Source organism: Paradesertivirga mongoliensis (assembly GCF_024436395.1).
Lineage (GTDB): Bacteria > Bacteroidota > Bacteroidia > Sphingobacteriales > Sphingobacteriaceae > Paradesertivirga > Paradesertivirga mongoliensis.
Genome location: NZ_JAFMZO010000003.1, coordinates 615,537 through 630,790, shown reverse-complemented (window position 1 = coordinate 630,790; position 15,254 = coordinate 615,537). Strand labels below are relative to the sequence as shown.

The window sequence follows — 15,254 nt, the reverse complement described above, 5'->3', positions numbered from 1 at the left end:
TTTAAAAATGGTTGCGACTGGATCTGTTGGTTATCAGTCAATTAAACTTCACTTATGGGCAGAGGATAAAATCCGGACGGGCCCAAGCAGCCCAGACGGAGCCAGCACATATCTTCCTCCAAAAGGAGCCGTATAGCTTGCCAAGATTCTTTTTTCCGGCGTTGTGGCTTGGTCACCAATTAATCGGTTGGTCCACTGATTAGTTACCCTGATTTGAAGCTGGTTCTTACCTGGTTTTATGGCTTTACTGATATCTGCGCGGAAAGGCGCTTTCCAAAGCGTGTCAATAATTTTTCCATTTAAGGATACTTCCGCAATATCTTTCACATCACCAAGGTCAATCCATAGCTCTTCGGCATTCTGAATCGATTTTTTATTCAGTTCGAAAGTCTTGTTGTAGTTGGCTGTTCCTGAGAAATATTTTACGCCCTCAATGGAATGGTTGGTCCATGATGAAAGATTTGTCATTTCAATTTTTTCGGGAGCGCCCCAGTTCGGCGGAAACGATACTGTCCAGGGGCCGTCAATCGTGGCTAAACTCTCATATTGACTGACCTTCTTATTGTCATTAACCTGTGCAACTCCATGGAATACCACAAAAACAGATTCTCTTTCTTCCAGTTGTAAATCAACCATAGTTCTTTCGCCGGAGGCTGTATAATCTGCAGACGCATAGGTTCCCTTATCGGGATTAAAAATCTCTGCGTGTTTACCGCTTACACGGAAGTTTATATCTAGATGCTGAGGAGAATCTTTTCGGTTCACGATAAAATAGATATCCGCGTCGGGAGTTTTACGGTGTATCCAGGATAAGCCATCAGAAAAGGTATTGGCATCTATATCCCTGGTTATTCCCGCCATGTTTAGTGCAGATTGTAAAGGCATTCCCCATAGTACTTTTCCTTTTCCGTAAGTTTTTACCGTACGGCTGATGCCGTCTAAATCGCCCCAGACTTCACCAGCCAGTTCTTTAAGCTCATCGTCGGATGCGGGGTAGCCTATTAAACCCGGGGTTTTTACTGGTTTTGGACCTAAAACTGTAGCTCCCGCTCCAACGAGTTCCCTGATTTTCTTCAGTACCGGTAAAGTCATCTCGGTAGTTTGAGGTAAAACAAGTACTCCATAATTAAGTCCGTCCGGAAGTGTGAGCCGTCCGCCTTCAAACTTGATGCGGTTTAACAGCACATCGGCATTAATATAGTCGAAAGAATATCCATCTGGCAGAGCAGGCTGCAAACCGGCACCCCAAAACGGCATGGTTGAGGGTGCACCTTCGTTCAATAAATAGGCAACATCAGCCACATAAGTTCCCTGCTGCAGCATGTATGAAGCTCTTGAAAGATAAGTCATGAAGGGCCTGGCCTGTTCGGCCCAGGTAATATTGCGGTTGATGTGCGTACCAACCATCGTGTTCCCGGGCTTGGTGTCTAATGGTTGGTGGGCCGATGTGTGAAAAACCAGTCTGTTTATCCCTTGGGTAAACCAATAATCTGCGAGTTTTTTTAAGGTATATGGCGATTCATAATTTCCGCCGGTAAAAGCCTCTGCCGCTACCAGATTCTTCCCGTAAACATGTGAAGCAGAGGCCGCACCTCTAACGTCCTCATAATACATAGACGACGGATGCAGGTCGCGAACCCAAAATTCGCCCATCGGTATGTCAACATATTTTTTATTCAGCAAGGCGTCTTCCATCGATTCGAGCGATACACCGCCTGCTTCACTGTAGGTTTTTATTCCCTGCTTATTGAGAAAGTCTGTTACGGTGCCATAGTGATTCTCGGCAAACATATCCACCAGCGTCCTGCGGAAATCCCAGAGAAAGCGATCGCTGATTTCAGAATTTTTGTAAACTCTTCCTGCTAGAACCGGCAGGTATGGAGTCATATCATATCCTCGCCTCTTTTTAAATTCAGCAGGCATATCTTCTGTCCAGTTTTGGATGCCTGCTTCCCAACTGTCCATCACCATATATTGGAGGCTTTTTCCGTACAGGTTTCCCAATGCGCCTTTTATTGGGTTGGTGTACTCCTGCATGTAGGCTTCAGCATGTTTTTTACTTAACTTGTCCACTTCATAACCTAAACCAGCGGGTACTGCTGGACGGTTTTTTGCACCGGTAAGTGCATAGCCAAAACGCATAATGGTCCAGTTGCCTTTCGGCGGATCCCAGTTTAACGTTCCATCAGCGGACATTTTCGAGCTAAGGTCGATCACATCAGCGGAAGCTATCACCGATCCTGGAGACAGGGCAGGTGTTTCTGTTCCGGCATATTCAAATAAAAAGTTGAAGCCCGCTTTGTCTTCCCAGCGGTTTACCCGGCCGCCGGTATGTATTTGGATCTCGCTGATGTCGTACACGCTATCGGCCAGCGTCGTTATTTGAGAAATGATCTCTCCCGGTCTTGCAGGAGCGTTAGTCATTTCAACTTTGTAATATCTGGCTTTGGTTTCAGCAAAATCATACGTCCGGATCCTGCCCCCCCGATAGCCTGTTTTACCCGGAATGTTTGTCAATGTGCTGAAAGAGATTCCATCGTTACTCGCCATAATGCTTCCAAACGGAATTCCTTTTTTCCCTGCAATGGTAATCCCGGTTGCAGTAACTGGTTTATTAAAGTCGAGCAGCAGCCAAGCCTTTCGTGGTTGTCCGATGGCTTTTATAGTGCCTGATGTTGCCAAATTGCTATCAAATAACTGTGTTTTATCAATTTCGCCCGATGAACTACTCACTTTTGCCGGTGTTGCCGATATTAGTTCATTTGCCGGAGTACGATATGCAATCACGGCAAAATCTTTATAGAAGCCCTTTGGCGTTGTTTGTTCGGTCAGGGGGCTGAGATTTGGCCCCGCGCCTTCATTCGCAGGCGGTTGCGGCAGTTTTCCTTTAAATGTTTTCGAACCCTCAACCCTGACTTCGCTCCAAACCAGCTTTTTCATCGCCTGCTCTGGTTTTACCCAGGGCCCGCCGGTTAGACTCCAGCCTGCCGAAGTGAACATCGACATTTCGAGCCCAAGTCTGTCTGCTTCAGCTGCGGTATGACGAACGGCATCAAGCCACTCGGGGGTGCGAAAAACAATCTTTTCTGTTACTGTTTGGCCGCTGCCATAAGCTACATCACCTAATTGCATCCCGGCAATACCGGCCCTTTTCATCCATTCAAGATCTTTGGTTATTCCTTCTTTTGTGACGTTGCTGTGCGACCAATGCCACCATGTCCGGGGCCAGCCCGTTTGGGGTGGTGTTTTAAAATTTGCCTTTAGCGACTCAATCGTATTTTGCGAATACGCAGCGGCGCAAAAGATCAATAGGAAAATCAGGAGACCGAAGGAAGTTAAAAGGTTGTTTCTGGTCATGGAACGTTTCAAGATTGAAATATATGTCGCTTATAAATATTTTTTCATGAATTCAAGGTAAACATCCCAGTCGGATGGAATAGTTCCATGTCCGCCTGCGTGCATAAAATATCCCAGGGGATTAAGCATAGAACGATCTCCAGGCTTAGGCATGATATCATTACCAGGGCCGCTTTTTCCGAATAATTTATAAACCGGTTCTGCGGCTGCAGCGGCTAAAAATTCTCCTTTCGGATCAGACCAAACGTCCGTATCGCCGGTTTGTAACAGTACCGGGCGCGGAGCCATCAGCGAAACCAGCATATGTCCGTCTACTTTGTAGGAATTATAATCGCTGGCAAAATTTTGATAGTTAGCAGCAAACTGATAAGGATACCGGGTGGGGGCGGTAAGGTGTTTGATTGTTTCTCCGTAGTTGCGACGGCTTATGGCAGCGCCCCCTTCACCAGAGCAACTTGCTATCACCATGGCAATCCTCGGGTCGGATGCACCGGCCCACAATACTGTTTTCCCAAGACGCGAAGTGCCCTGAATGGCTATTCGTTTAGCATCTATATCTTTATCTGTTTCGAAATAATCAATCGCCCTGCTAATTTCCCAGGCCCAGGCAGAAATAGCGCCCCATTCATCCGGAGCAGGTTGGGTGCTGCCGTTTTTCAAATATTCTCTGCGAATTCCATGTAAAATTCCATCGAGGGCATCGGGTTCGATGTCGGTGTAGCATAAAGTTGCAATTCCGAATCCTGCCAAAACGAATTTTTCGACATCAAGTTTGCCGAAAGCTCTTCCGGTAGTCGCAGGCACACGTCTTCCTTCTTTGGTCCAAGTCAGTGATGGTTTTACCCCCGGGTCGTTTGTAGCATTTGAATTTTGTGAGAAATTTACAACCAGCAGTAAGGGAGCAGGTGTGTTCTTGTTTGCAGGCAGGTAAATAAGCAGTTCTGTTTTATGCCTGGAAGTATCTTCCGTGAAGTAAATTGTTATTTGTTTTCGGATCGCTTTTCCTTCAAAGACTGGCGTTCCCTTATCAAACACATTAAATGATAAAGCTGTGGGGCGCGGTGGCATTTTCCCAAACTGGTTTTCCTCGTAAAATTTCAGAATCTCCGGTCGCCTCTGCTTTTGCCAGGTTTTGATGCTTTTGACCTGTTTCCCATTATTTAACGTCAAGACATTCGGCAAAATGTAATCTCCTGTTAATGCTTCATCATAATTTACCGGGATTCCGGCAACCTGAGAGGCGGGTGGCTTTTGCTGCGCAAACGCGTTTGAAACAATAATTATGATAGCCGAAAAGAGTTTTAAAGAAAGATTGCAATGCATGTCAGAAATCGGTTTATAGGCCTGGTATTCAAATGTAAAGAAACATATAGATGCACTTCAATATGTAACTATAAAATTTCAAAGCTATGAACCGACTAATTGTCTCAGCTCTGTTAAAATATTCTGAGTTGTAAAATTACCGTCATTAAATGCGCTAACTCTTTGTTAGCCGGGAAAATATCCATTTAAATGGCTGAGAAGAGTAGATATTTTTTCATCTTTGCCGGATATTAAAAAAACAAACAAATAAATTTAACAAAACAGATGAAAGTCGCAGTTGTAGGCGCTACCGGCCTTGTAGGTTCGGTGATGTTAAAAGTTTTAGCAGAGCGCAATTTTCCGGTTACTGAATTGATTCCCGTAGCATCAGCCAAAAGTGCTGGTAAGCAAGTGGATTTCAAGGGTAAGAAATACACAGTAGTAACAGTGGAAGATGCAATTAAGATGAAACCTGACGTAGCATTATTCTCGGCAGGCGGCGGCACTTCATTGGAGCAGGCTCCGTTATTCGCGGAAGCAGGCATTACTGTAATTGATAATTCCTCAGCATGGCGCATGGACCCGAGCAAAAAACTGGTTGTGCCAGAGGTTAATGCTCATGTGCTTACCGCAGAAGATAAGATCATTGCGAATCCGAATTGTTCAACCATTCAAATGGTAGTGGTATTACAACCGCTTCATGCGAAATATAAAATCAAAAGAGTGGTAGTGTCAACCTATCAGTCGGTTACGGGTACGGGCGTTAAAGCGGTAGAGCAATTGATGAACGAGCGCAAAGGGGTTGATGGACCTATGGCTTATGCATACCCGATCGATCTTAACGTAATTCCGCAAATTGATGTATTCCAGGACAATGGATACACCAAAGAGGAGATGAAAATGATCAAGGAAACGAATAAAATCATGGGAGACGACTCGATCAGGGTTACTGCAACTACTGTTCGTATTCCTGTAATGGGAGGACACTCAGAATCAGTAAATATTGAGTTTGAGAACGACTTTGACCTTGCCGAAGTGCGCAGTATCTTGGAGCAGCAGGAAGGTGTGATCGTAGTAGACGATCCCGCGAATGCGAAATACCCGATGCCAAAAGATGCCCATGAGAAGGATGAGGTTTTTGTAGGACGTATCCGTCGCGATGAGTCGCAGGATAAGACCTTAAACCTTTGGGTAGTTGCAGATAACCTTCGTAAAGGAGCAGCTACTAACGCGGTTCAGATTGCAGAATATTTAGTAAAGCAGGGTTTATTGAATAAATAATCTTGTTTTATTTACATTTGAAAGGTGGCTAATGATAAGATTTAGCCACCTTTTTTGTTATAGTCTTGTCGGGAGTTAGTCATCGGGCGACTCAGGCCGTTCGGATAATTATCCGATGATTCAAATGTTGGATAGCTTTCATCAGACGCGTCTAATAGCCGATAACCAGGGAATTCAATGTAAAATAATGATGAAAAAACACTTTCTTCCTTTACTACTCATCCTAACTCAGGTATCATGTGCGCAAACCAGCGTACCTAACATAGACGTTGCCTACTCAAGATTTGAAAATGATTCGCAGCTTAGGTACGGCTTAAGTTCTTTGACGGTGCTTAATGCAAAAACAGGTGAAGTTGTCTTTTCTAAGAATGGTCATATCGGCTTAGCGCCGGCCTCAACTTTAAAAGTGGTAACTTCTGCAAGCGCATTTCACATCCTGGGCCAGGATTTTAGATGGGAAACCACTTTGTGTTATAACGGATCCATCGTGAACGGAATCCTTAACGGCGATTTAATTATAAGGGGAGGAGGCGATCCAACTCTGGGAAGCGACAGGTATGCTCAATCAAAGCCGGAAGCCCTTTTGAATCGCTGGGCGGCCGCAATAAAAAAAGCCGGAATTAAAAAGATAAACGGCCGCCTGATTGCCGATGACTCGTTATTCGGCACTCAAATTACACCGCTTGGTTGGATATGGCAGGATATCGGCAATTACTACGGCGCGGGTGCGAGCTCTCTAAGCTGGAAAGAAAATGAAATTGGTGTCAGATTCAGGGCAGGGGTAAAAGCGGGAGATAAAACCGAACTTCTGGGAGCGGTTTCTAATTCAACCGACTTAAAGCTCGTTAACGAAGTTACCACCGGTAATGCCGGAAGCGGGGACAATGTTTACGCGTATTCTGCTCCATATACAGATATCGTCTATTTGCGGGGAACTTATGGTATCGATCTGAAAAAGACAATCATGATCTCGATGCCTGATCCGGCTTTAACTCTTGCCAGAGAATTGAAAAGTGCTCTTGACGATAATGGTATTTCCATAGCCGGACAAGCCTCCACTGCGCGGCTGCTTGATCTGGAAAAAGAGAAGTTTCTTCCACCGGCGACTGTTATTGATGAGTACCAGTCGCCGCTTTTAAGACAAATAATATACTGGTTAAACCAGAAAAGCCTCAATCTTTACGGAGAAAACTTAATTAAGTCGATCGCCCTAAAGCAAGGTAAAGCTGCAACCACAGAAAATGGTATTTCGGAGATTAAGAAATTCTGGAGTTCAAAGCTCAAAATGGATCCGAACGCTTTAGCTATTTTAGATGGGAGCGGATTATCCCCTGAAAACAGAATAACAACCCTGGCCATGGCCTCTATTCTTCAATCGGCGGCAAAAGAACCCTGGTACAGCTCTTTGTATGAAAGCCTTCCGGAAAATAATAAGATAAAGATGAAAAGTGGCAGTATCCGGAACGTCCTGGCTTATACCGGCTATCATAAATCGTCTTCCGGAACACCCCTGGTATTTACCTTTATAACCAATAACTATAATGGGAGTACTTCGGCAATTAAGCAAAAGATGTTTAAGGTGCTGGATGAATTGAAATAAATCAGGAATTTTCTTATTTCCATCTCCCATTTTATAAATACCTTTATTCTGGAAACACACCTGAATGAAAAAACTTTTACCAGCCCTTTTTCTGTGTCTTAATATACTGATTGTTCAGGCGCAGAATCCTCCGGTACCTGCCTCGAAATTGTTTAAGCTGCCCAAATATGTAACCGTAAAGGACTACGTACCCGGCGTTCTGATCGTCAAGTTTAAAGCGGTTGCAGGGAGCTCCTCAAAAACAAAATCCGTTACGTTGCCGGATCATAATGTAAAATCCAGGTCGGTTGTTTCTCAAAGAAAGATGTTTTCACAGCCGATATCTTCACTTCGTACCTCAGCGCTTCGTAAGCCTGACGATGAGGTGGGGCTCGGACGAATCTACGAGGTTAAAATCAGTACTTCGGCTAATATCGAAGCCGTGATCAATGAGATATTAGCAGACCCGAACGTAGAGTACGCAGAACCGCGCTATGTCCATCGGATTAACTATCTCCCAAGCGATCCACGATTTCCCGAACAAACATATTTACCACAGTTGCAAGCTCCGCAGGCCTGGGACCTGGTGAGAAACGGATCAGGCCTCATTATTGCAATCGTCGACAGTGGCTCTGAGCTAACACACCCTGATTTGGCTGCAAACATTTATTACAATACCGCCGACCCGGTAAATCAGGTAGACGATGATGGAAACGGCAAAGTGGATGACTATCGGGGATGGGATTTTGCAGGCGACAATGGATTTAATGAAGATAATAACCCTAACGTTGTCGGTTCTTCAAACGATCATGGGGTTCATGTGAGTGGAATTGCTTCGGCGGTAACAGACAACGGAACCGGAGTTTCAAGTATCGCGTTCAACACTGCTAAACTGCTGATCGTAAAAGCTGGTCCGGATAACAATGGTACTGAGATTTCCCGCGGTTACGAGGGCATCAAATACGCCGCAGATATGGGCGCCCATATCATTAACTGTTCATGGGGCAGTACCTCTGGTGGCGGCTTTGGAAGGGATGTTGTGAATTATGCCATCAGCAAAGGCTGCCTGGTGGTAGCCGCGGGAGGTAACAGCAATACAGATGTTCCCGAGTATCCCGCAGCTTACAAAGGTGTTCTTGCCGTAGCGAATGTCAACGCAGATAAGACCAGGGCAAGCAGTTCAAATTACGGGCCATATATATCAATCTCAGCCCCGGGAAACCAGGTTTTGAGTACAGTATTTGGCGGATATGGCTTGAGTTCTGGTTCCTCAATGTCTGCACCCATCATTTCAAGTACGGCGGCTTTGGTTAAAGCCTACCGCCCCGCATTTAATATGCAGCAAATAGGGGAACTTGTTCGTGTTACTGCCGACAATACCGAAAATGAAAACCCGCAGTTTACGCGTCAGCTGGGAAAGGGGAGAGTGAATGTGCTGAAAGCGCTTACAGAAACCCCGCCTTCGGTTAGAATCCAGAACGTATCAGAAGAGGAGAAAATTGCCGCCAATGCAGGCAGTCCCGATACGCTCTATTTGTATCTTGATCTGAAGAACTTCCTTTATCCGGTAAGCAATCTCAAACTTACACTAAGTGCATCCATTCCCGAGATAAAAATACTTTCGTCTGTGCCGAACATTGCGTCTATTGGTACATTGGAGACGAAAACCCAGGTTGGCCCTTTCAAAGTGATCATTCCGAAGGAAGTACCCGGAAACTCGAACGTCGACTTTTTGCTTACTTACGCTGCTAATAATTACCAGGATTTTGAGTGGTTCTCTTTAACCGTATCGAAAGATTTTATTAATATTCGAACCAACTCTATTGCCACCACGATCACAAGCAACGGCAGAATCGGATATAGTTCTCCATCTGAAACAAACGGGCTCGGTTTTGAATACCGTGGCGAACAGCTGCTTTACGAGGCTGCGTTAATGATTGGCAATTCGCCCGAGAGAGTTTCGAATAATGCGCGGGCAGATAATTCTACTACTCACGATCATTTTGTTAAATTGGTGAGGGCCTATGAGGTTATTGACAATGCTGATTCGATCGTTGCCGAATCACAATTTAACGACCGGGGAAATCCAAAAGGTCTGGAGATTGCCGTAACTCACAGGATGACAGCCTTTAAGAAATCGCCCGACGATAAATATATCATCGCGGAGTATGAAGTTCTTAACCGCACTAATTTTCAATTGAAGAATGTTCATATCGGCCTTTTCACCGATTGGGATATACTTGGCGGCAGGGCCGATGCAACGCAATACATTCCTGCCGAACGTCTGGCTTATGTTTATGATAAAGAAGTACCCAATGCGCCTTATGCTGCGGTGAAACTATTGAGTAATAATGCTGCCCCCGCCTATTATCCGCTGTCGTTTGATGTGCAGAACAATCCGCTAAGCGACGAAGAATTAACCATCGCAGAAAAGTGGGAGACACTTTCGAGCGGGGTGCAATCTTCAGGACTGGATGTAAGTACCGGCGTCGATGTGTCCTTTGTTTCGGGATACGGCCCTTATTCTATTCCCGCTAACCGGTCTGTTAAAGTGGCTTTTGCGTTTATTGGCGGAGACAATTTGCAGGATATACAGGCCTCGGCTCAGGCTGCTCAGCAAAAATACGACAAGCTCAACGTGGTTATCCCCAATGAACCTGCAGTTGCATTTAATGTTGAGGTTTATCCTAATCCGCTATTTTCTTCTAATGGCGTAAGCACTGTTCGGTTTGAACTGCCGGAACAGGGGAAGGTTACTCTTGAATTATTTAATCTGATGGGGCAGCGGGTTAGAACATTGATTCCCGGCCTGGGATATGGGAAAGGCGTTCATTATTTAAAGTATGATTTTTCGGGTGGATTCTTTTCGGATATTGGTAGCGGCGTTTATTTCTATCGTTTTAAATATAACGATCAGGTAAGAACGACTAAAATCAGTGTTTTAAAATAGATCTTCAGACTGGCTGAAACATAGCCTGCAGCGCGGTTCGTAACTCTCTTTTTCTCCAAGTAAAATTTTACTTTCATTAGCGATCGTTCGGAACGAAAAAGTTGCCGGCGATCCACAGATTACACAAACCGCATGTACTTTGGTAACCTCTTCGGCGATGGACATCAATGCTGGCATAGGTCCAAATGGATTTCCTTTAAAGTCCATATCCAGTCCCGCCACAATTACTCTGATCCCTTTTGATGCGAGTCGTTTACAGACTTCAGGCAGCCCATCGTCAAAAAACTGCGCTTCGTCAATTCCAACCACCTGGGTATTTGAGCCGAGTAATAAAATGGAAGACGAATGTTCAACCGGAGTAGATGGGATAGAATTCTGATCGTGCGAAACTACAGCCGTATCATCGTACCGGGTGTCGATAAAGGGCTTGAATATTTCGACATTCAGCCGGGCGATCTGAGCTCTGCGTAAACGACGAATCAGCTCTTCCGTTTTGCCCGAAAACATAGACCCGCACACCACTTCAATGCTGCCACGCGGCCCCGCTGCCGACCTGAAATGTAGTTCGCTGAATAACATGTTTAACCCTTTCTGCAAACGAATATCAGAATTTAATCCTATTTTTGGATTCTGAGTTACCAACATAAACGTCTTGTAAACGTTATCCTTAAAGATGAAAGCACACACTATATTCAGGAAAATAGGAAGCATTTTAACCGAGATAAATGAGCAGTATCAATATCTGTCAGAGTCACCTGATAAGCTCAATGAGCTCGAACTGGAGCTCCTTTCGGCTAATGCTGATTTTCTTGCAGAACACATCAAAGTATTAAAGCGATTAGATCTATCTGTTGGCCTGGAAGAAGCAAATGCGAGTCCTGCTGATATAAGTCATTCTGCAGCGTATCAGGAAAGTGTAAGCGGTTTGGAAACTGTTGCTCCCGAAGAAGAGTTGATAAGGCAGGAAATTCCTGAGGAGTATTCAGGTTTTGAGCAGCCTGCAGAACACGAACTTATTGCTGCCCCGCAAATTGAGGAATATCAGCAACCCGATGTTCAGCCTGTGGTTCCTTCAGAAGAAGAACATCCGGTTGAAAGTGAGCCACAGGAAGTTGTTGCAGAGCATATCCCGGAAACTTCGTTCAATACATTCTTTAGACCTGATGCCAATGTGTCAAATAATCCTGAGCCGGCCACGGCCGATAAAGAAACCTTGAACGCGCCTGTTTTGGAAGAGGTTGTTCCGGTTAATCCAACAAGTACCGATATTCAAAAGGACAAAGAAGAGAACGTTAAAATACCAACACTAAACGAACTTATCTCTGCACAGCGGGCCTCAACGGCATCACCCAGCCGACCGTTGCCCCCCTTGTCCGATCTAAAGTCGGCCATTAATCTGAACGATAAGCTGCTTTTCATAAAGGATCTTTTTAATGGATATAGCCTCGCTTATAGTGAGGCTATAGAGATCATCAATCGTTTTGACTCGTTTGAAGCTGCAGATAATTTTCTAAAGGTAAATTACGCAGCAAAGAACAATTGGGTAGATAAGCAAAAGACAGTGGATAAATTCTATGAACTGTTGAACCGCAGGTTTGCTAAATAACTCCCATCCGGTTAGAATCCAATTTTAGAAAGATAAACAGCAGGATTGTAAAGCTTATCAACGATGACCCGCCATAACTGATGAATGGCAGTGGTATCCCTATAACTGGTACTAGCCCTATGGTCATACCGATATTGATAAAGAAGTGAAAGAATAGGATGGAGGCAACTCCATATCCATACACTCGTGTAAACGCAGATCGCTGTCGCTCTGCCAGGTTTATAATGCGAATGAGCAGAGTTACATATAAAGCAATCACCACAAAGCTTCCTGCAAATCCCCATTCCTCGCCTACGGTACAGAAGATAAAATCTGTGCTTTGCTCGGGTACGAAATCGTATTTGGTTTGCGTTCCCTGCAGATATCCCTTGCCCCAAAGCCCTCCTGAGCCGATCGCGATTTTAGACTGGTTCAGGTTATATCCTTCGCCGCGCGGATCATGAATTTTTCCCAAGATCACATCAATCCGATTGCGCTGATGCGATTGAAGGATACTATTATATGCAAAATCGACGCAGAAAATAAAGATGATCGAAATAACAGTTCCGATGGCGATGGTTGTGATAAAGGAGCGATTCTTTTTATTGGATGCGATTAGAACTGCTGCGACCGCAATAAGCAGGCCTGCTACAATCCATGTGCTATAGAGAAGCGTTAACACAAACAAAGCAATAAACAAGGCGCCTATTACCAAAGTGTAACCCGAAAGCCCTTCGCGGTATAATACAAATATCAGCGAAGTAAACGTTAGCGCCGATCCGGTATCTGGTTGAAGCATAATTAATGCCGTTGGTATAACCAGAATTAATCCGCAGATGAGTAAAGTCTGAAAATCCTGCAGTTTAAGATTGGTGGAGCTAAGGTATTTTGCGAGCAGTAAACAAGTAGAAAATTTTGCAAACTCGGAGGGTTGAAGTCTGAAACTCCCGATAGGAATCCATGCCTGATTCCCGCCTACATTTCGGCCGACAAATAGTACTACAACCAGCAGAATCAAGGTTACTCCATAGAAAATAGGAGAAAATGCGTTAAAAAATTTATTGTCTAAAAGAAGTATTACAGCTCCAAGAATTAATGCAGTAACAATAAACAGTAATTGCTTGCCATAATTGGTATCCAAATCAACAATGCTTGGGTTTTGAGGGTCGTATACTGCTGCATGGATATTGAACCAGCCGATGACACATAGCGCCACATAGATAAATATTATTATCCAGTCTATGTTGAAGAAAAGGCTTCGCTGATTAATCATTTCTTAAAATAGCTATTTTATTTGTGGTTGCAGGCTTGGGCTTTTGCTTATTTGAAGTACTGTCGGGCTTTTTGACAGGGGCCGGCTTGGGCGCAACTTTTGGCCGTGGCAGTAAATTACCTTTCAATATCCGCTCTAAATAATACTTATCACGTTTTGTAGAATCAGTAAGGTACTTCTCTATAAGCAAGCTTGCGATGGGAGCTGCCCAGGTAGAGCCATGGCCTCCATTTTCTACCACAACGGCGATGGCAATCTTCGGGTTATTTCTTGGTGCAAATGCGAAGAATACGGAGTGATCGTCACCATGCGGATTCTGTACCGTTCCGGTTTTACCGCAAATCTCGATATTATGGATGGCCGAATACGTAGCGGTGCCAGGAAACTGGTTCACCACCATGCTCATTCCCTGTATCACGGGTTCGAAGTGTTTCTCGTCTACCCCAACGTAGTTTTTCTTTGTGTACTCTGGTTTAATGAATTTTTTTTCTCCGATAGCTTTTACCAGATGGGGTTTGTAAAAGAAGCCGCGATTAGCAACAGTAGCCGCCACATTGGCCATTTGCAGAGGAGTAATTCCGAGCTCACCCTGCCCGATAGAGAGCGATATATTGTAGCCCGACCGCCATTTATCGCTTCTATACCGCTTGGTGTATAAAGAATCTGTGGGCAAAAGACCTTTTCTTTCGTGCGGAAGATCTATATCCAGCCGCGATCCGATATTAAACTTTGCTACGCCTTCGCGCCAGCGTTTAAATCCATTTACCGGTCTCATCCCAGAACGGTCGATCATGGCAGCATAGACATTTCCGTAATACGTGTTGCACGACACCTGAATAGAACGCGCCAGGTCTGATGAGCCGTGGACGTGCGTACATTTCATTGGGCGGCTTCCGCCATAATAGTAACCCCCGCCGCAAAAGAAGCGCGTATCTGGCTTTATCAGGCCAAATTGCTGTCCAAGTAAGGCATTAATCACTTTGAAGATAGAACCCGGAGGATATTCTGCCTGGATAGGGCGAATAAACATAGGTTTTAAAGGATCTGTATTAAGCTTGTTATAGTTTTTTCCCCTTTGCCGGCCAACCATCAGGTTGGGGTTATAACTCGGACTGCTTACAAAGGCAAGAATTTCTCCCGAAGATGGTTCAATAGCAACTATACTACCTATCTTATTCACCATCAGCTGCTCGCCGAACTTCTGAAGGTTCTTATCGAGCGAACTGATCAGCCGCTCACCGGATACCGCAATCGTGTCATAACGGCCATCGGCAAAGTGTCCTTTGGGGCGGTTGAACGCATCTACCATGAGCTGCTGGACACCGCGTTGGCCTCTTAAAAGTTCTTCGTACGACTTCTCAACCCCGGTTTTTCCAATATAATCGCCCTTGCGGTAAAATCCGCCCGACTTTTCTATATCGCGCTCACTTACCTCACCAATATAACCGAGGAATTGAGCAGCAATACTGTCGGGGTAAAATCTTACAGAGCGGTTAACCACATAAAATCCCGGATATTCGTAAAGTTTCTCCTGAAAGGCCGCGTATGTTACCGCCGAAAGCTGCTTTTCGAAGATGGATGAGGTGTAGCGCGAATATCTTATCGCTTTCTGAAACTTCTTGTCGAAGGCTACCTTGTCGATGCCGATTAGCCTGCAGAACTCAAGAGTGTCAAAAGGCTTTACTTCTTTCGGGATGACCATCAGATCATATACAGGCTCATTCTGAACCAGTACTTTCCCCGTACGATCCAGGATCAGTCCCCGTGCGGGGAAAATAGGTATCCGACGTAAAACGTTATCTTTGGCAGAGAGTAAATAGCTTTTGTCAATTACCTGGATGTAAAACAACCGCAGCAATAATACTAATGCAATCGCTATGAAGATTCCCTGAATAACATACCTGCGGGGGAAGAAACTGTTCATTTA

Annotated in this window: 9 protein-coding genes; 4 read left to right on the top strand and 5 right to left on the bottom strand. The window is 44.8% G+C overall.

All coding sequences use genetic code 11. The features are described from left to right. Positions 1-48: 48 nt before the first annotated feature. Positions 49-3,357, bottom strand: coding sequence for a glycosyl hydrolase (locus J3P43_RS13990; protein ID WP_255903441.1), 3,309 nt, complete (start codon positions 3,355-3,357; stop codon positions 49-51). A gap of 30 nt (positions 3,358-3,387) precedes the next feature. After that, entirely contained in the window at positions 3,388-4,680 is a 1,293-nt protein-coding gene (locus J3P43_RS13985; protein ID WP_255903439.1) for an alpha/beta hydrolase family protein, read from the bottom strand. A 264-nt stretch (positions 4,681-4,944) separates the two neighbouring features. On the opposite strand from J3P43_RS13985, the gene J3P43_RS13980 reads away from it, so the two are divergent. The 3 genes from J3P43_RS13980 to J3P43_RS13970 all read left to right on the top strand — a co-directional run bounded on the left by J3P43_RS13980 (position 4,945) and on the right by J3P43_RS13970 (position 10,469). Beyond that, positions 4,945-5,940: an aspartate-semialdehyde dehydrogenase gene (locus J3P43_RS13980; RefSeq protein ID WP_255903437.1), complete on the top strand. Its 996-nt coding sequence runs from the start codon at positions 4,945-4,947 to the stop codon at positions 5,938-5,940. A 187-nt stretch (positions 5,941-6,127) separates the two neighbouring features. Beyond that, entirely contained in the window at positions 6,128-7,540 is a 1,413-nt protein-coding gene (dacB, locus tag J3P43_RS13975) for a D-alanyl-D-alanine carboxypeptidase/D-alanyl-D-alanine endopeptidase (protein WP_255903435.1), read from the top strand. Positions 7,541-7,604: 64 nt separating this feature from the next. Next, on the top strand, positions 7,605-10,469 hold the full coding sequence (locus J3P43_RS13970) for a S8 family peptidase (RefSeq protein ID WP_255903433.1): 2,865 nt from the start codon (positions 7,605-7,607) through the stop codon (positions 10,467-10,469). Here the strand turns inward: J3P43_RS13970 and J3P43_RS13965 are convergent. Then, on the bottom strand, positions 10,461-11,048 hold the full coding sequence (locus J3P43_RS13965; RefSeq protein ID WP_255904041.1) for a thymidine kinase: 588 nt from the start codon (positions 11,046-11,048) through the stop codon (positions 10,461-10,463). The two genes, J3P43_RS13970 and J3P43_RS13965, sit on opposite strands and share 9 nt — an antisense overlap. A gap of 94 nt (positions 11,049-11,142) precedes the next feature. Here J3P43_RS13965 and J3P43_RS13960 point away from each other — a divergent pair, with 94 nt between their 5' ends. Next, positions 11,143-12,075 (top strand): DUF8457 domain-containing protein, encoded by a 933-nt coding sequence (locus J3P43_RS13960; RefSeq protein ID WP_255903431.1) that lies wholly within the window; start codon positions 11,143-11,145, stop codon positions 12,073-12,075. Here the strand turns inward: J3P43_RS13960 and rodA are convergent. Continuing rightward, the gene (gene rodA, locus J3P43_RS13955; RefSeq protein WP_255903429.1) at positions 12,068-13,327 is read right to left on the bottom strand and encodes a rod shape-determining protein RodA; all 1,260 of its coding nucleotides are present in this window, start codon (positions 13,325-13,327) and stop codon (positions 12,068-12,070) included. The two genes, J3P43_RS13960 and rodA, sit on opposite strands and share 8 nt — an antisense overlap. Then, positions 13,320-15,251 carry a penicillin-binding protein 2 gene (mrdA, locus tag J3P43_RS13950; RefSeq protein WP_255903427.1) on the bottom strand — a complete coding sequence of 644 codons (1,932 nt, stop codon included), beginning with the start codon at positions 15,249-15,251 and terminating at the stop codon, positions 13,320-13,322. Before mrdA ends, rodA begins: the two co-directional genes overlap by 8 nt. Positions 15,252-15,254 lie beyond the last annotated feature (3 nt).